Origin of the sequence: Staphylococcus rostri (assembly GCF_002902145.1) — a bacterium.
Taxonomy (GTDB): domain Bacteria; phylum Bacillota; class Bacilli; order Staphylococcales; family Staphylococcaceae; genus Staphylococcus; species Staphylococcus rostri.
The window spans coordinates 45,875-63,028 of record NZ_PPRF01000047.1 but is presented as its reverse complement, the minus strand read 5'-3'; the positions used below and the strand labels follow the sequence as shown (position 1 = coordinate 63,028).

Below are 17,154 nucleotides of genomic sequence, written 5' to 3'. Positions count from 1 at the left end.
CTATAAAAAAAGCCAACCAATGTTGGCTTTTTTTATGGAGGGATTAAAATGAAAAATAACTACAAAATTATCAGAGTTGATAAAAATCTCGAAGACATAGACTATATTATCATAGGAATGACTCATTCTAAGTGGAATGGAGTCATTCCTCACTCTTATATTAAAGATAAGAGTGAAAAATTGTATGTTTTCTATAGTAGTTTCATAAATTTAGAAAAAAATTTAAACACATATTCGTCTAAAATACATTTTATTCAGAAAGAATACCTTATGTATGAATATCTAAACCATAAAAATAGAATCAATGCAAACGACTCTAAAGTAACTAAAGTAATCTATGAGAAAAATATAACTAACTTAAAACTAATTCAACTTGGACAAGTTGATGCTAGACTGAATAACGGACACAGTAAATTGATAATAAATTAAGCTATAATGAAAGTAATCAATTTACAGGAGTGTTCGTTATGTCTAAAAGAAAATATGATCATAGCTTTAAAATGGAAGCAATTCAGTTAGTAGAATCTGGTAGAAAAGCAACAGAAGTTTCAAGAGATTTAGACATCCCTATTCAAACATTAACCAAATGGCTAAGTGTTTATCGTAAAGAAGGTGAAAAAGGATTTGTTGGTAGTGGTAGACGTACCCCTAAGAAACAGTCTGAAGTTGATCTACAAAAAAGATTAAAAGAGCTAGAAGAAGAAAATAAGATATTAAAAAGGCTATGCACATCTTTGCCAAAGACCAGAAGTAATATACAGGTTTATTGAAGAACACCGACATGAATTTCGTGTTATAAAGATGTGTGAAGTGTTAGGTGCTTCAAAAGTGGCTATTATGGTTGGAAGAATCGTAAACCAAGTAAACGTACAATTAGACATGATGTATTGAAAAAACATATTTATCAAATTTATATTCAAAGTCAAAAACGTTATGGTAGTCCTAAAATTACACAAGTACTAAGAAGCAAAGGATGTAGGGTCACACAAAGAACAGTCAGTAGGATAATGAATGAATTAGGTATTAAATCAATAACAAAAAAGAAATATAAGGCTACAACAAATTCCAAACATCAACTTCCTGTATATCCCAATATATTAAACCAATCATTTAAAGTATCCGGATTAGGAAGTGTTTGGGTCGCAGATATAACGTACATATACACGAGAGAAGGTTGGCTATACTTAGCAACAGTCATGGATTTATTTTCACGAAGAATTATTAGATGGTCAATGTCTTCAAGAATGACTAAAGATCTTGTGTTATCAGCCTTTAGAAAAGCATGTACAATACAAGAACCAAGAAAAGGACTGATTCATCATTCAGACCGTGGAAGTCAATATGCTTCTATAGAATATCAGACATTACTTAAAGAAAAAGGAATTCAAACAAGCATGAGTAGAAAAGGAAACTGTTATGACAATGCGTGTATAGAATCATTTCATAGTATTATCAAAAAAGAATTAATTCACCATTGTGACTACAAAACAAGGGATGAAGCAATGTTCAGTGTTATGGAATACATTCTTACTTTTTACAACTCAAAAAGAATTCATTCGACACTAAATTATATGAGTCCAATTGAATTTGAGAAAAAATATGCATAAAAACATCCTCGCGATTCATATACTTTTGGTCCTTTAAAAGAATATGAATCACGAGGCAAGCAAGCGAAGCGCGGTAGAATTCTCTTTTTACTGTGTCCGTATTCTTGACATAGATCCACATGTTTTCATAACGTCTACGATTTATAAAATAGCACTTATTAAAAACGTTATTCTTTCACATACGTATCATTAGATATGGCTATGTGATGATTTGAGATAATTTAAAAAAGCTTCAAAATTCAAAAGAATCTTGAAGCCTTCATTGTTAGTGTAATGAACAATTTTTTGTATTTATTGTTTGATAGCTGTGACGTCACTTTTCGGCTCAAGTGTTTGAACATGTCTCATTTTCCATAGAATCCAAACAATAACAAGAACTTCTAACACTACTGTGCCAATAAATAACATTGGCGCAAAGGATACAGCACCTAATCCGTTATTTAAGAAAACATAATCCCAAGCAAAATGGAAAAAGATTGGATAAAAAATATTTCGTGTATAGATGTATACAGCACCTAAAAAGATACCCATCAAGAACGTTGATAGCATTTGGTTCAAGACATCGCTCAACGTCACACCACCAAGAACATTTAATAGGTGTAATGCTGCAAATAAAATAGCGGATAACAATACAGCATAGAGGGGTTTTATGCGTTGTGCCAATCCACCCAAAATAATGCCTCTAAATGCAACTTCTTCTGCAATACCAATCAAGATCGCATCAATCATTGCCAAAACAAACATCAGATCCGCATTGGTATTATCCACCATTGTCAAAATCCAAAGTAGCGTAATTGTAATAAATGGTAAAATGAACAACCATCCATGCTTTTTGGTAGGCGCTAATGCTAATGTTGATTTATTGCGTAATCCATAAATGACAGACATAACGGCGAGTATTGTCATGAACGGCAAAAAGGTTTGTCCAAAGTGTTCTGATTCATATGACGTATTGAATACGTGTTTCGTTACAATCAAACCTAAACCCATGACCAACATATAAAGCGCTAAAAATAAATAATGCTTTTTCATGTCATCCCACTTTCTTTTTTTATTTATTTTAAATATGTTATTTTACGCCATAACCATTCTAGTGGTCCCATCTTATAAAATTTCATATATATATTACAAGCGACAACTTGAAGTATAATCACACCAATAATAAGAAGATAAACCTGACTTATCGTCATCGTACTGTACAATCTTAAAATGTAAAATGCAAAGAACAAAATGACACTTTGCGTAATATACACTGTGAATCCTAATTTACCAACAGCCACCATAGGATTTAACGCTTTTGCTGATTTTGGAAACTGACACAATAATGTCACGAGACAGAAATACCCAATAGCCATAAACGTACCACCGACAAATACAATTTGTGGTGCAATTGCAGAGCCAATCACTTCAAATGATTGCATTTTAATGAAAATACCAATAACTAAGGCCATCACACTGATCACCGAAATAACCTTCAAGTGACGGCGCATTTTATCAAATAACCCGAAACGATAGGCCCACGTACCTAGCATAATAAAAGGAAAAACAGTTAAAATACCTGCAAAGAAATTACCGAGACTCAGCACCGTGTTAACATGGTTAAATTCATTCATATTCCACTTAATAATCTCCAAAATGTGCCCACTTTGCAAAATTTCTGTTGTGTGTGGATTACGATTGAATGGAATTAACTTCGTCGCCTGCTCATTGAATAGTGATGACACGTACAGTAAGAAATTCAAGAGTAATAAGCCTATAGAGACCATCAACGCATAGCGATGATGTACAAATAAAAATAGTATAACAACTAATCCAAGGGTAGCATACGTGTGTAAAATATCACCATTATATAAGAAATAACCGTGAATAAGCCCAAACCCTAGCATCGCAAGTACACGACGATACAAGACTATGCCAGGTTTCATCCCTTTTTTCGTCATATTAGTAAACATAATCGCCAAACCCACGCCAAATAAAAAAGCAAAAATTGGATAGAACGAATTTTGGATAAATACTAAATTCAGCTTATATAAAAACTGACTCCACGAATCTTTGTAAACCTGGAACGGTGCATCAAATACAGTGAAATAATGCACTCCTAACGCATTCATAAATAAGATTCCCATTAAACTGATGCCTCGCATCACGTCTAAGCTCATAATTCTTTCTTTAATATTAATCAGCCCTCTTTTTATAAAATTAAAAACCTTAATTACAAATCGTAATAATTACGTATTATACACGAAACGTCTTTTCATCACAATAGAAAATTAAATCTTTTTGATTCAATATATTTCGTAACGAATCAACACTTTCATATACAAAAACGTAAATGCAACACTTGAATTAAGTATAAAGGGACATGACTAAAAAAGCGTGTGAATTAAGAAAGATTTAAAATTAAATGTAGCTCAAAATAAATATCCCTTGAAATAATCATTTACAATTTCAGGGTCTCCACCTTTTTGGACATCCCATTTTTAAGAATAAAATGTTTTGCCACGACGTGATTCTAAAAATTTCATCACGTCTTGATCAATGTTGTTGTCGTATTTTTCATGAATTTCAATGACTTTATCAATACCTATCGCATCCATCATTTCGAATGGTCCAATAGGTGAACGTGAGTTGATATGCCAAGTTGTATCAATGACATCGTATTCTGCAATTTCGTTAACGTATAAATCTTCAGCGGCTTTGAATAAAGACAATAACAATTTAGATAACACGCCATTGTTGTCATTCGCGACGGCTTGTTGTAAATGTTCGTCAGATGGTTTTTTGCCTACAGGAATGTCCCAAGTTTCATATTCAGGGTTTGGATATGTGTAGAATCCTTTACCTGTTGCTTTACCAAGTTCACCATTTTGGATTTTGACGTTATTTTTGTCAACGTACGCTTTTTTCCAAGGTGTGCCGTCTTTTTCATATTCTGCTTGTACGATAGCAGTATTTGTATTTAAACCAACGACGTCAATCGCACCGAATGGACCTACGTTCATACGTATAGCGTTCATCCAAATTTTATCAATTTCTTGTGGTGTTTCTTCTTCATTCGCATACATTTCTTCAGCCACGTGGAAGAATGGCACAAGAAGTGAGTTTTGAACGTAACCTGCATGTTCTTTTTTAATTGGCACTGGGTGTAAGCCCATTGCTCCTGCATATTCAACAACTTCATCAAATACAGCACGATCTGTGTCTTTAGTCGCCATAATTTCGCCGACATTATTTAACCAAATTTCGTTCGCAAAGTGTAACGCTAAGAAACGATCTGTACGTCCTGTCGCATCTTTAAAATCACTTGGTAATAATGTTGAGGAGTTTGTTGCGAAAATTGTTTTTTCTGGCGCAACTTCTCCAAGTTCTTTATAAAATGATTGTTTTATTGATAATTTTTCAGGAATGGCTTCAATCACTAAGTCCGCATCTGCGACAATTTCTTTTAAATTTGTTGAAGTTTGGATGCTTTTAACGGTTGCTTTTAATTTGTCTTCTGGCGCATCTAAATCTTTAATATAACGCGGTACTAATTTTTCTAAACGGTCTTTTGCCGCTTCAAGCCCTTTTTCATTCACATCATAAATTGAAACGTTAAAACCTGAATACGCAGCCTGAAAAGCGATTTGGCTACCTAATAGACCACCACCAGCGACAACTACATTTTTAATATTCATCTCTACACTACCCTTCAGAAATAATTTTAGTAAATACCTTTATTATGACATCTAAAAATTAACAAAATCATGAGGTGTTATTTTATGGGGTGTCACAATTTATTCACAACATAAGTATAATTAATATACCTTTGAAAATCAAAAGAAGAGATTTCTACTCGCAACTGTCTAATTTGGAAAACTCTTCTTATTTCGTGGCATTGTTTAAACTTATATAGTAGATATGCGCTTAGTAAAACCTTGTAATCACTAAATTACTAATATTTAAACGACTGTCATCATTATAGAACCCCTTGTTTCATTGATTTTTCATAAACGGCCAACCTTAAAACGGAACTTAGCAAAACCATTGTTCATACACATTCATTTAATAAGTGTTCTTAGTTCTCATTGTTACTTATATTTTGACTATACTATTTTAATATCACATCTAAGACTTGTTGAATATAGGCTTCTTTAGACAATTTCAAATCATTTTTGGCAAAATAATAAAATTCATTTGAAAAGCAATTCAACAACAAATGTGTTTTAAAATGGCCTTGTTCTGTTTCATCCAGTTGTTCACTAATCGTCTCGGCCAATTGTTGATAAAATGGGATTTGTACGATTGAAATCGAACGGTTAATCGACTTTTCAATGAAAGATAACGTGTGAAAGTGTGTTTCTTTGAGATCAACATAAATTTGGAGAATCCCTTTTACCCGTTCGTAAGCCGTGGCAGTGGCGTGTGTAGCTAAAAAATGTTGAATTTCATCAAACATCGTTTCCACTTGGGCATCCATCATAGCGATACAGAGGACAGCTTTATTTTCAAAATGACGGTACAATGTGCCGACCCCAACATTTGCTTGTTTGGCAGTTTCTGTCATTTTCATTTCTGAAATGTCAACGCCTTGTTGTGATAATTGATTGACGGTCCCGAGTATGCGCACTTTATTTTGACGTGCGTCACTACGCTGTTTGTTTTCTGGCATGAGGGCCTCCTTATGTTTCTAGACGTTGAATCTCAACATCTAAGTTAAAATACGTTTTTAAAAGTTGACGATAATTGTCTGATGTGACGTTTATTTTACGTTTTTCACCTTTTTCTGTTAATGTAAGGTGATTTTGTGACATTGTGGCACGTCCTTTTTCAGTCGGCATTGTTATGACTAAGCGTTTCACAAAAACAGAATTCGGATTTGTTTGATTGTATTTGATGTTGTCCTAAAACATATCAATCGTGCGTGGGGAAATATCGGACTCATATTTTGTATCCCATGCGTCGTTTTCCCATTTTTGAACTTCAAATTGTTTGTGCGCTTCATCGATAAACACCGCTCTAAATGTTCCTGTGACATCTTGAACAACATTATGTTCTGCATCCTCTGTTAACGGTATTGCTTGTAGAGGTAGATCACCGAAACCGACATCTGCAATGTAATGTGTTCCATCGATCACGAAAATTGTGGACATGTGAGAGTCGGGTTGGCTACGTCCTCCGACTGGGGTAAGCATTAAATATTTCCAAATCTGCAGCATTGAGGGTTTCATACCTTATTTTTGCCTCTTGCTTACTCCCTGATACTACGTTGATATACAATGTTGCTATTTCTTTATCAATATCTTTTAATTTATCTTTTAATTCAAATAAGTCGCTTAACAATTTTTCATCTACCATATTTTTTCTTCTCTTTATAATTTGAGCTTGGTTGATTAAGTTCATAAATGTTTTATCATTATCATAATTCAGCTAATTCTAATAAATCGATACTTTGAGTTTCATCATAGGCTGCGATTAATTCTAATGCAAAATTATTTAGTTTCTCCCATTTAATGTCAGATTGAATAGCAATTTTATCTGATTCAACACATTCTTTAATAGCATTTATATCAAAATTTAGTACATCTACAATCATATCTCTTGTTAATGTGTACACAATTGGTATCTGTACAGATTCTTCTTTTGTAACAGCTTTAAATCTATCCATAAAATCATTCACATTGACATTATAACCTTACCTCCTCTTTTAGATACTTCTTTTCCTTTAACTTGAACTTGTATTTTTCCAACGGAATTTTTTATTCAAATTTTCAGAATCATGCACTTCCAATTCTCTCTCGAAAGACATTTTTGTATAGTTAGAATTAATGTCTGGGTTTATTTTCAATGTATTAGTGACCATAGATTCAATTTCTAAGGTAGCTTCCCTTTCCATAATTTTTGAATTCAAAGTTTTAATATAAATCCCTTTCTTTTATATTATACACAATCTATTTTTTAGTTTTATTTGTGATACGCTTCTCCACGCATAATTTTAAATGCACGGTACACTTGTTCTAACAAAATGACGCGCATCATTTGGTGTGGAAACGTCATTTTGCTGAATGATAATGCATAATCGCTGCGCTGCATGACATCTTGGTGTAGACCGTTAGATCCGCCAATGACGAACGTAAAATCGCTTGTACCACGTGTCATGCGTTGCTGTATTTCTTGAGCCAATGCTTCTGAACTCAACATCTTGCCTTGAATTTCTAATGTGATGACTGTGGATTGTGGTTTGATTTTGGCTAGGATGCGTTGGCCTTCTTTCTGCTTAACTTGTTCTATTTCTTTATCACTCATTGTCTCAGGGGCTTTTTCATCTGGCACTTCGACAACTTCTATCTTTGTATAAGCACCCAGGCGTTTTTCATATTCTGCCATGGCTTGTTTCCAATATTTTTCTTTTAGTTTTCCAACTGCAATGACGGTAATTTTCATAACAGGCTCCTTTGTGAATAATATAAAAGTTATCCACATGTTATTAACTTGTTCACACATTTACACCTTTTTATACATGCTATACATTTTTATCCACAGTAAATATGCGCTATTCTCGAACGATTCTGTGTATAAATATGTGGATATGTTAATAACTTTGTTGGTAAATACTTTATTAACATGTGGATAGTGTGTTTTTCTGCATACTTTGTGCACAAGCTTGTGGGTAACTCGATGTATACACTGTACTTTTATTCATTCTGCTTTGATGTTTCTACTATACAACAAAAAAGGCCATGAATACACACCATAATCCGTGCATTTCATGACCTTGTCTTGTAACTATAAGTTTTTCTTATAACGTATAAATCGGTGTTGCTTGTTCCTTATCCGTATCGCACAACTTCACTTCGTTGACTGTGTCTATATCGTGTGCCTGCAGGATTTGGCCTACACTCATGCGTGCTAGGTCTTTCATGTTGTTGTCTTGCGATAGATGCGATAAGTAAATGCGCTTCGTTTGCCCTGTAATCACGTCTCTCATCGCATGTGCCGCATCTTCGTTAGAGACATGGCCCATATCACTCAAGATACGTTGCTTCGTCTTCCACGGATAACGTCCCATTCTCAACATATCCACATCATGGTTACTTTCGAATACAAACGCGTCACTTCCGCGAATCATACCCTTCATACGGTCTGACACATAACCTGTATCTGTGATGAGTGTTAGTTTCTTATAATCGTTGTGAAAGATGTAAAATTGCGGATCAATCGCGTCATGTGAAACGTTAAATGATTCAATATCAAACCCTGCGATAGACTTCGTTTCATACGGGTTAAAAATAAACTTTTGATCGTTCGGAATCTTACTATCCTTCTTTTCAATACATGACCACGTTTTTTCGTTCGCATAAATTGGCAAGCCATACTTACGTGCAATTACACCCAGTCCTTTAATGTGATCAACGTGTTCATGCGTAATAAGAATTCCGTTCAAATTCTCAATTTTGCGGTCTATTTGTTGAAATAAACCTTCCATCTTCTTGCCTGTCAGACCGACATCGACAAGTAGACTCCCTTTATCGTTTTCTATATAAGTGGCGTTACCTGTACTACCACTTGCGAGCACGCTCATTCGTATCAAGTGACCACCCTTTCTACTGTTCTATAATTTTCGGCTTGGCTGATACAGCCTCCACATAATACGTTTTTGTTTCTTTGCCACTTTTAACTTGAATTTCCCAGTTTGCTTGAAGTACTTGCAGATTTGTCTCTTTTACAACCGTATAGTACCCCAATCTTAAGTTTTTAACCTCGTCGCCATCTTTAAGATATTGATTATAATACAGTGCTTCTAACGCTTCGTACGCGCTGATCACCTTATGACGCTTATTATTCTCACCTTTAGACGGACGGATGTCTTGCATTGCTGACTGCTTATAGGACTTCACACGATTATCACTCGCAACAAATGTCAATGCTGCACGTTGATTATTCATAATCGGAAAGCCTTCATATGTCTGCTCATAACCAATTTCATTATCCTTTGTTTCATGATATTGATACTCGTCGCCTTTATACACATTATCGTTAATATACGGCTTGAGATGCGAAATTGGATCGACTCTCACATTAACGTCTTCAGTCACTTTTTTCGTTAACACATATCCGTCATCACTTTGACTGGCATCGCTCCGACGTTCCGCTTCTTCTTCAAAGTTACGCGAACGAGCGGTAATCAACTGCATTTTGACTTTGCTGACGTCTGGTATATTTTTCGGCAACTTAATGTTTTCCTGTGCAAAGTTCACCCCGGTATCATTAGACGCCGGATTCACTTTCGATTTGTTGTATTTATCGATATACACGTAGACGAGGCACACGTTAATCAAGAAGAATACGATAATGAAAAGTGTTTGTGCACGTTTCCAGTTCATTGTTCGATCAACTCCCCATCATCATATTGATACCATGTGTCTGCATGCTTAACATACCATGTCGGCTCAAATTGGCTATTCTCTTGGATTTCCAAACGATCGTCTGGCCCTTTCTCAGACACCATACGATAGCCCACGACCATCTGTTCAACCTTTCTAAAGTCAATTGCGTTATTACCCGCTAATGACGCCCGGACGTCTTCCGCTGTCGGTAATTCGTCCGCTTTTTTGCCGTTATCTATCGTTACGTTCGTTTTCAACAGACCACGACTGTATTCGAAAATACCACGCTCACCCCAACTTACATGTATCTGATTAAGCTGGTTCGGATAGAAAATCGGGCGCCCGTTCAGAAACATTTGGTACGTAATCAAGCCTTGCTCGTCATTCGTCTGGAACAACCGGAAGTCATCCGTAAAACCACCATGCTCGTTAATATAGTCAAATGTTCTCGGGATACTAATATTCATATCACGTGTACTGTGTTCATCCTCTGACAGGTTCGTATAATGATACGTTTTCTTATCAGGGTCATAGTTCACAACACCCGTGTTATTGTTGTAAATCGTATTCCCACTCTTAGTCGTGCGCACAATTGGCGTATCGTCAAACAAAATCGCATTCAAATCTTCCACATTAATATGATTAAAAATCGTGCGATATGTCTTCAAATTCTCCGGTGACTTTTGTGCGTAAATATACGTCGCCTTATTAATCGTATCTTCATTCGTTGATATGTTCATATACGGACGCAACGCTGTTTGTAGTTCATTAAGGTGCTGTTTAACACTCTCCACCTTAACCGACGTTGTCAACTTCACCGCGGTATGTCTATCTCGACCAATCGCATAGACAACCAGATGGTCTGACGTATCAATATCATAAAGTAAACGATCAAACTTAAAATGACTCGGCACTTTCGCTTGAAGATCTAACGTTTCACCTAAATACATCGACAGCGGGATGTCTGTCGGGTAGTCTAAAACTAAAAAATGATCGCTCAACTCTCGCAATAAAAGTGTTTGCTCATTTTCAATATAAACTACCTTTTTAATGTGCTGTTTATTAAAAACGTCTGTCAGATGATTCACTTCAGACGTCGCAGGCATACCTTCAACCTTTGTGCCATGCACATCAATAAGTTGTAATGGCGCAACTACTTGGCTAATCTCCGTATCAAAACGAGGACCGATTGCTTTCGTAACTTCTTTCGTCGGCTCATTATCGATGTCTGTTGAATCTGGTGAAAAGTCCCATATCAGGACCGTTAATACAATACTTGATAACACGAGTGCACCTAAGATGATTGATTTCACGAGTTCTTTAATTCGCATCCCAATCACCATCTTCTATCGCTTCACATGGTAGCGTGATGAAAATAGACGTGCCTTGGCCTTCTACGCTATTCGCCCATATACGACCTCTATGCGCTTCGACAATCTCTTTAGAAATCGCCAGACCTAGTCCTGTACCGCCCATTTTACGTGTACGCGCCTTATCCACTCGGAAAAAGCGATCAAATATCTTGTCCACCTTGTTAACTGGAATACCGATACCGTTGTCCTTAATACGCACCGTCAATCGCTGATGCACTGGGTTATGTTTCACATGGAACTCTACCCGCTTCTCACCACGCGAATATTTCATCGCATTCGTAATGACATTGTCGAACACTTGTGTCATCTTGTCCGGATCAATCTCTGTGAAAATCGTCTCACGCGGAATGTCGCGTACGAATATCGTATCCTTTGCCGACATCTCGTGACGATTAATGATCTTATTGATAAACATATTAAAGTCGACAATCTCTTTCGTTATTTGTTCAGACTTGTTATCCATTTTCGACAAGTGTAACAGGTCGTTTACTAATCGAATCATACGCTCTGTCTCTTCACGCGTGACTGACAAAAATTGTGGCGCGATTGTCTCGTCTTGCCAAGCACCTTGTTCTAACGCCTCGATATAGCTATTCATAGACGTTAACGGCGTACGCAATTCATGCGACACGTTCGCAACGAATTCACGGCGTTCCCGTTCGATTTGTTGCTGTTCTGTAACGTCGTGTAATACCGCAATATAACCGTTCACAAATCCGGTGTTCTGAACAATCGTACTAAAGTTCAAACGCGCAATAATGCCGTCTTCTTCGTTAATATCCAGTAATAAGCTGTCATTATTTTCATTAAGCTCTTCTAAACTCAACTCGTCGTTCAAATCAAGCACGTCAAAGATAAATGCACCTTCAACGTCTTCTTTCGACTGTCCAAGCATTTTGAGTGCCATATCGTTAATAATCTTAATACGTCCACGTCTGTCCGTCGCGATAACACCGTCACTCATATGTCGGATTACAGAATCAAGACGACGCTTTTCACTCTCTGTATTCGCTTGTGCTTCTTGTACACGCTTGGATAGGTTGTTGAACGCGAGCGCCAGTTCACCAATCTCGTCATTTCCGTAGATTTTCACGCGCTGTGTATAATTCCCTTTAGACATCTCGACAGTCTGGTTACGCATATCCGTGATAGGTTTCGTAATCGTACGTGCAATGAAAAATCCGAGTATCACCGTAATAAGCAATGAAATACCGGTACCAACGATAAAAATTTGATTAATGTCACTCAGCTGTTCATAAACCTGATTGATGTTGGATTCAATATAAATATTACCAATCAACCCTTTGCTGGTCGTTACTGGCATATTTTTAACCCACACACGTTGTTTGCCCTCACCGTAGTCTTTCAATACGACATCGGAGTTCGCTTGACGCAATGACAGGGCTTTTTGAATCGAGCTATTATTCGCCTTCTGATTGATGAGATGTCGATTCGACTGTTTAGACGTTGCGACAATAATTTGATCCGTATCAATAAAACGAATTTCAATCATCTCGTTACGGTTCGCATATTCATTCAACAAGTTTTGAATTTCTTTCTGTGTATTCGTCGTATTGTTGCCTTCCGCATATATCTTTTCAATACTCAGCTCAATCTGCTTAGCATTTTGTGAAATATTGGTCTTGAACGTTTCCGTCATTTCCTTTTCAAGACTGTTCGTAAAGTACAATCCGATAATCTGCATCCCAATGATGATCAGTAAAACATAAACAATAACAAGCTTGGTGTGAAGAGATTGAAATTGTTTTAACCACTTCATATACGTAACTTCCTTCTATTCATGATTTTGTAGGAAGTATCCCACACCTCGACGTGTCACAATATAATCTGGATGTGATGGATCATCTTCAATTTTTTCACGTAATCGACGAATTGTTACATCAACCGTACGTACATCGCCGAAATAATCATAGCCCCATACTGTTTGAAGTAGGTGCTCACGCGTCATAACTTGTCCCATATGTTTTGAAAGATAATGGAACAATTCAAACTCACGATGCGTCAAATCGATTGACTCGCCACGTTTTTTGATCGAATAAGCATCCGGGTACACGACAATATCTTTAATCGCAATCTCATTGGCTTGTTGGTTATTCTCAACACTTGGCTGTGCATGATGACGGCGTAAATTCGCTTTGACACGTGCAATCAATTCACGTGTGCTAAAAGGCTTCGTTACATAGTCATCTGCGCCTAATTCAAGCCCTAATACTTTATCGATTTCTGAGTCTTTTGCTGTCAGCATAATAATTGGCATGTCGTACTTTTTACGCACTTCACGGCAGACTTCCATACCGTCTCGACCTGGTAACATAATATCGAGTAACACAATGTCTGGTTCTTGTGCATAGATAAGCTCCACTGCATCATCTCCGTCATACGCCACGAATACATCGTAGCCTTCTTTTTTCAAGTTAAACTCAAGTATATCTGCAATGGGTTTTTCATCGTCTACTACAACTACTTTTTTCGCCATAAAGCATGACCTCATTTCTTCATTAATACAACGCTTTGCCAATTGCTAGTTGGCACAATCCTATACCTTATAATGTATCACTTCTATAATGTGAATTCTATCCTTTTACCTTTATGCTTCCAATGCTGTCACAAGAATCTGTACGAAATCACTAACAGATAATAAAAACTGGACGTCATTCTTTACATTGAATGCATCCAGTTATACGAACTATTATTTTGTCTCTAAAATATGTAGAAAACCTATTTTCATATAACAAAAAAGCTCACCCGATTGGGTGAGCAATTAGCGGTCCCGACGGGAATCGAACCCGCGATCTCCTGCGTGACAGGCAGGCGTGTTAAACCGCTCCACTACGGGACCATAATGGTGACTCCTACGGGACTCGAACCCGTGTTACCGCCGTGAAAGGGCGGTGTCTTAACCGCTTGACCAAGGAGCCGTTCTTTAACACAAAAATTATTATAGCATCGACTCATCTCGTTGACAAGATTTTTTTCGTATTTTTTTGTATAATTTTTTGTAGACGATTAAAAGGGGGACAACATATGGATATAACGGAACAACAAACAGTATCCTACAAGAAGGAAAAACCGCGCCGTGGCGCGAGTTATTTCGTTAAAAGATTTTTCTTTATAACACTTGGTGCTGTATTAATGGGTGTTGCTTTGGAACTATTTCTTGTACCAAATCAACTACTTGATGGGGGTATCGTAGGTATTTCCATTATTTTATCTCATTTAACAGGGTTCAAGTTGGGGCTTTTTATCTTCGTGCTCAATCTACCATTCTTCTTCCTAGGGTATAAACAGATAGGAAAAACATTCGCCATCTCCACGATTTATGCGATTACCGTTTTATCTATCTCAACTGTACTACTGCATCCTATCGATCCAGTGATTGAAGATAAGTTCTTAGTCACAATCTTTGGTGGTGCCGTTCTCGGTATCGGTGTCGGCATTGTTCTAAGATACGGTGGCTCACTCGATGGTACGGAAATATTATCGATTCTCGTACAAAACAAAGTACCGTTTTCTGTCGGTGAAATTGTGATGATTATTAACTTCTTCATCTTCGCAGCGGCAGGCTTTGTCTTTACATGGGAAAATGCGCTTTTCAGTGTTGTCGCATATTTCATCGCCTCTAAAATGATTGATACGGTATTACTCGGCTTTGATGAATCGAAGTCTGTATGGGTCATTAGCGACGCATACAAAGATATTGGAGAAGCGATCAATTCTCGTCTCGGTCGTGGTGTGACGTATTTAAAAGGTGAAGGTGCGTATACAGGTGAGGATAAACGCGTCATTTTCTGTGTCATTACACGTCTTGAAGAAGCAAAACTGAAAGATATCGTAATGGAAATTGATGAAAGTGCCTTTCTTTCTATCGGTAATGTATCCGAAGTTCGTGGTGGTAATCACAAAAAACGTGATATTCACTAAATCAGTAATCTGCTTACATATTTATGACTTAATGCGATTAGGTACTAAATATGTAAGTGGATTTTTTTATTGCAGTTAACTTAATAAAAGTAACGGTTGGGACAAAAGCGTTTAGGATTTGAGCAGAACCGAACGATGAGCAAAATTGCTTTTTAACTTTGCCGAAATCGTGGCAGTCATGTTGAAAATCCTGCTTTTGGGACACCGTTTATCGGTTTCGCAGTGCATAAATTTTTTGTTTCCCAGCCCCATATCTTTTTAAAAGTGACTCATTGGCTCAAAATCTCATATACCATTCTGATTCTATTCAAAAAGCCTGAGATATTGAAATCTCAGGCTTTCATCACATCAGGTAAGTCTTACCGCAATACTTCCGGTAGACTCCCCTCTTTATTCAATTAAACCCAAAGTTGCTCTACAACATTTGTTTGGTTACGGTCTGGACCTACTGAGAAGATTGAGATATGAACGTTACATAATTCTGAAATACGCTCTAAGTAACGACGTGCATTATCTGGTAATTCGTCTAATGTACGTACGTTTGTAATATCTTCTGTCCAACCTGGTAACTCTTCAAAAATAGGTTTGCAGCGTTTTAAATCATTTAAGTTTGCTGGGTACTCTGTAATTTCCTTACCATCTAACTCATACGCTGTACAGATTTTCACTGTATCTAAGCCAGTTAAGACGTCGATTGAGTTAATAGATAAGTCTGTAATACCACTTACACGGCGAGAGTGACGTAATACAACTGAGTCGAACCAACCTACACGACGTGGACGACCTGTTGTTGTACCATATTCACGACCGACTTCACGGATATGATGACCGTCTTCGTCAAATAATTCTGTTGGGAATGGACCATCACCAACACGAGATGTGTAAGCCTTACATACACCGACTACTTTTGATACATTTGTTGGTCCTACACCTGCACCTACTGTTACGTTACCCGCAATTGGGTTACTTGATGTAACGAATGGGTACGTACCGTGGTCGATGTCTAACATCACACCTTGTGCGCCTTCGAAAAGCACACGCTCATCCGCAACGAATGCGTCATCTAATACTTTTGCTGTGTCAGTTACGTATGCTGCTAAACGTTGACCAGCTGCGTAATATTCTTCAAAGATTTCTTCAAATGTAGGTGCTGTTTCGTTAAACATACCTTTGAAGTAATCATTTTTGTATGCCAAGTTTTCTTTTAAACGCTTCTCGAAGACTTCTTTGTCTAAAAGATCTGCCATACGGATACCAATACGTTGTGCTTTGTCTACGTATGCTGGGCCGATACCTTTTTTCGTTGTACCGATTTTGTTATCGCCACGACGTGCTTCCTCAAGCTCATCTTGTTTCAGATGATAAGGTAAGATCACATGTGCACGGTTCGAAATGCGTAAATTATCAGTTGCAATACCACGTTCGTTTAAACCGTCTAATTCTTTTAATAATGCGACTGGGTCTACAACAACACCGTTACCAATTACAGATAACTTGTCTTTGTAGAAAATACCAGATGGTACTAAGTGCAATTTGTATGTTTCGCCGTCAAATTTGATTGTGTGACCTGCGTTATTACCACCTGAAAAGCGTGTAATCACATTTGCTTGTTCTGCTAAAAAGTCTGTAATCTTACCTTTACCTTCGTCTCCCCATTGTGTCCCAACTACTACGATTGATGACATAAGAGCACCTCCAAGTTTTCTCAATTAACCAAATGTATTCTACCAATAACTCGACGTGAATGCAAATTAAAAAACGAACATTCACATTCACAATTTATAGCTTATCGTGTTTTAATCACACATCGTCTTGAACCCTAATGGTTATGCTAATTATCGCTATTTCAATAGTTATACATACGTT

The 17,154-nt window shown here is 37.0% G+C and carries 15 protein-coding genes, 2 tRNA genes and 2 pseudogenes; 3 read left to right on the top strand and 16 right to left on the bottom strand.

The window, feature by feature from the left end:
* The first annotated feature begins 48 nt into the window (after positions 1-48).
* Both CD122_RS07765 and CD122_RS12595 read left to right on the top strand, forming a co-directional pair.
* Positions 49-429 carry a hypothetical protein gene (locus tag CD122_RS07765; protein WP_103358421.1) on the top strand — a complete coding sequence of 127 codons (381 nt, stop codon included), beginning with the start codon at positions 49-51 and terminating at the stop codon, positions 427-429.
* Positions 414-1,607 (top strand): annotated as a pseudogene (locus CD122_RS12595) (IS3 family transposase). The gene CD122_RS07765 and the pseudogene CD122_RS12595 overlap by 16 nt, the downstream one beginning before the upstream one ends.
* Positions 1,608-1,898: 291 nt before the next feature.
* On the opposite strand, the gene CD122_RS07750 reads toward CD122_RS12595, so the two are convergent.
* From CD122_RS07750 to CD122_RS07675, 15 genes and pseudogenes are all read right to left on the bottom strand, one after another.
* Positions 1,899-2,639 carry a CPBP family intramembrane glutamic endopeptidase gene (locus tag CD122_RS07750; protein WP_103358418.1) on the bottom strand — a complete coding sequence of 247 codons (741 nt, stop codon included), beginning with the start codon at positions 2,637-2,639 and terminating at the stop codon, positions 1,899-1,901.
* 23 nt (positions 2,640-2,662) lie between these two features.
* A complete protein-coding gene (locus tag CD122_RS07745; RefSeq protein ID WP_169926491.1) occupies positions 2,663-3,718 on the bottom strand; it encodes a DUF418 domain-containing protein in 1,056 nt (351 codons plus the stop codon).
* A 369-nt stretch (positions 3,719-4,087) separates the two neighbouring features.
* Complete coding sequence (locus CD122_RS07740) at positions 4,088-5,302, bottom strand: 3-hydroxyacyl-CoA dehydrogenase (RefSeq protein WP_338064059.1); 1,215 nt, start codon at positions 5,300-5,302, stop codon at positions 4,088-4,090.
* A gap of 395 nt (positions 5,303-5,697) precedes the next feature.
* Complete coding sequence (locus tag CD122_RS07735; protein WP_103358415.1) at positions 5,698-6,258, bottom strand: TetR/AcrR family transcriptional regulator; 561 nt, start codon at positions 6,256-6,258, stop codon at positions 5,698-5,700.
* 10 nt (positions 6,259-6,268) lie between these two features.
* Positions 6,269-6,739, bottom strand: a pseudogene (locus CD122_RS12335) (arylamine N-acetyltransferase).
* A gap of 16 nt (positions 6,740-6,755) precedes the next feature.
* The gene (locus tag CD122_RS11800) at positions 6,756-6,944 is read right to left on the bottom strand and encodes a hypothetical protein (protein WP_142381189.1); all 189 of its coding nucleotides are present in this window, start codon (positions 6,942-6,944) and stop codon (positions 6,756-6,758) included.
* Between the two features lie 61 nt (positions 6,945-7,005).
* Positions 7,006-7,254 carry a hypothetical protein gene (locus CD122_RS07720; RefSeq protein WP_103358412.1) on the bottom strand — a complete coding sequence of 83 codons (249 nt, stop codon included), beginning with the start codon at positions 7,252-7,254 and terminating at the stop codon, positions 7,006-7,008.
* A 296-nt stretch (positions 7,255-7,550) separates the two neighbouring features.
* Positions 7,551-8,030 (bottom strand): 23S rRNA (pseudouridine(1915)-N(3))-methyltransferase RlmH, encoded by a 480-nt coding sequence (gene rlmH / locus CD122_RS07710; RefSeq protein WP_103358410.1) that lies wholly within the window; start codon positions 8,028-8,030, stop codon positions 7,551-7,553.
* 355 nt (positions 8,031-8,385) lie between these two features.
* Positions 8,386-9,168 carry an MBL fold metallo-hydrolase gene (locus CD122_RS07705; RefSeq protein ID WP_103358409.1) on the bottom strand — a complete coding sequence of 261 codons (783 nt, stop codon included), beginning with the start codon at positions 9,166-9,168 and terminating at the stop codon, positions 8,386-8,388.
* A 22-nt stretch (positions 9,169-9,190) separates the two neighbouring features.
* Positions 9,191-9,970 (bottom strand): two-component system regulatory protein YycI, encoded by a 780-nt coding sequence (locus CD122_RS07700; RefSeq protein ID WP_103358408.1) that lies wholly within the window; start codon positions 9,968-9,970, stop codon positions 9,191-9,193.
* Positions 9,967-11,304: a YycH family regulatory protein gene (locus CD122_RS07695; protein WP_103358407.1), complete on the bottom strand. Its 1,338-nt coding sequence runs from the start codon at positions 11,302-11,304 to the stop codon at positions 9,967-9,969. Before CD122_RS07695 ends, CD122_RS07700 begins: the two co-directional genes overlap by 4 nt.
* A complete protein-coding gene (walK, locus tag CD122_RS07690; RefSeq protein ID WP_103358406.1) occupies positions 11,294-13,126 on the bottom strand; it encodes a cell wall metabolism sensor histidine kinase WalK in 1,833 nt (610 codons plus the stop codon). Before walK ends, CD122_RS07695 begins: the two co-directional genes overlap by 11 nt.
* 15 nt (positions 13,127-13,141) lie before the next feature.
* Complete coding sequence (gene yycF, locus CD122_RS07685) at positions 13,142-13,843, bottom strand: response regulator YycF (RefSeq protein ID WP_103358405.1); 702 nt, start codon at positions 13,841-13,843, stop codon at positions 13,142-13,144.
* A 289-nt stretch (positions 13,844-14,132) separates the two neighbouring features.
* Positions 14,133-14,206 (bottom strand) — tRNA-Asp (locus CD122_RS07680).
* A 4-nt stretch (positions 14,207-14,210) separates the two neighbouring features.
* Positions 14,211-14,285 (bottom strand) — tRNA-Glu (locus CD122_RS07675).
* 106 nt (positions 14,286-14,391) lie between these two features.
* Between CD122_RS07675 and CD122_RS07670 the strand changes: the two genes are divergently transcribed.
* The gene (locus CD122_RS07670) at positions 14,392-15,288 is read left to right on the top strand and encodes a YitT family protein (protein ID WP_103358404.1); all 897 of its coding nucleotides are present in this window, start codon (positions 14,392-14,394) and stop codon (positions 15,286-15,288) included.
* Between the two features lie 398 nt (positions 15,289-15,686).
* Here CD122_RS07670 and CD122_RS07665 read toward each other — a convergent pair whose 3' ends face one another.
* Entirely contained in the window at positions 15,687-16,973 is a 1,287-nt protein-coding gene (locus CD122_RS07665; protein ID WP_103358403.1) for an adenylosuccinate synthase, read from the bottom strand.
* Positions 16,974-17,154 lie beyond the last annotated feature (181 nt).

Bases quoted from the DNA above. Each gene is read 5' to 3' on its own strand.
- CD122_RS07765 (WP_103358421.1), top strand. From the start codon at position 49: ATGAAAAATAACTACAAAATTATCAGAGTTGATAAAAATCTCGAAGAC.
- CD122_RS07750 (WP_103358418.1), bottom strand. From the start codon at position 2,639: ATGAAAAAGCATTATTTATTTTTAGCGCTTTATATGTTGGTCATGGGT.
- CD122_RS07745 (WP_169926491.1), bottom strand. From the start codon at position 3,718: ATGAATGCGTTAGGAGTGCATTATTTCACTGTATTTGATGCACCGTTC.
- CD122_RS07735 (WP_103358415.1), bottom strand. From the start codon at position 6,258: ATGCCAGAAAACAAACAGCGTAGTGACGCACGTCAAAATAAAGTGCGC.
- CD122_RS11800 (WP_142381189.1), bottom strand. From the start codon at position 6,944: ATGGTAGATGAAAAATTGTTAAGCGACTTATTTGAATTAAAAGATAAA.
- CD122_RS07720 (WP_103358412.1), bottom strand. From the start codon at position 7,254: ATGGATAGATTTAAAGCTGTTACAAAAGAAGAATCTGTACAGATACCA.
- rlmH (WP_103358410.1), bottom strand. From the start codon at position 8,030: ATGAAAATTACCGTCATTGCAGTTGGAAAACTAAAAGAAAAATATTGG.
- CD122_RS07705 (WP_103358409.1), bottom strand. From the start codon at position 9,168: ATGAGCGTGCTCGCAAGTGGTAGTACAGGTAACGCCACTTATATAGAA.
- CD122_RS07700 (WP_103358408.1), bottom strand. From the start codon at position 9,970: ATGAACTGGAAACGTGCACAAACACTTTTCATTATCGTATTCTTCTTG.
- CD122_RS07695 (WP_103358407.1), bottom strand. From the start codon at position 11,304: ATGCGAATTAAAGAACTCGTGAAATCAATCATCTTAGGTGCACTCGTG.
- walK (WP_103358406.1), bottom strand. From the start codon at position 13,126: ATGAAGTGGTTAAAACAATTTCAATCTCTTCACACCAAGCTTGTTATT.
- yycF (WP_103358405.1), bottom strand. From the start codon at position 13,843: ATGGCGAAAAAAGTAGTTGTAGTAGACGATGAAAAACCCATTGCAGAT.
- CD122_RS07670 (WP_103358404.1), top strand. From the start codon at position 14,392: ATGGATATAACGGAACAACAAACAGTATCCTACAAGAAGGAAAAACCG.
- CD122_RS07665 (WP_103358403.1), bottom strand. From the start codon at position 16,973: ATGTCATCAATCGTAGTAGTTGGGACACAATGGGGAGACGAAGGTAAA.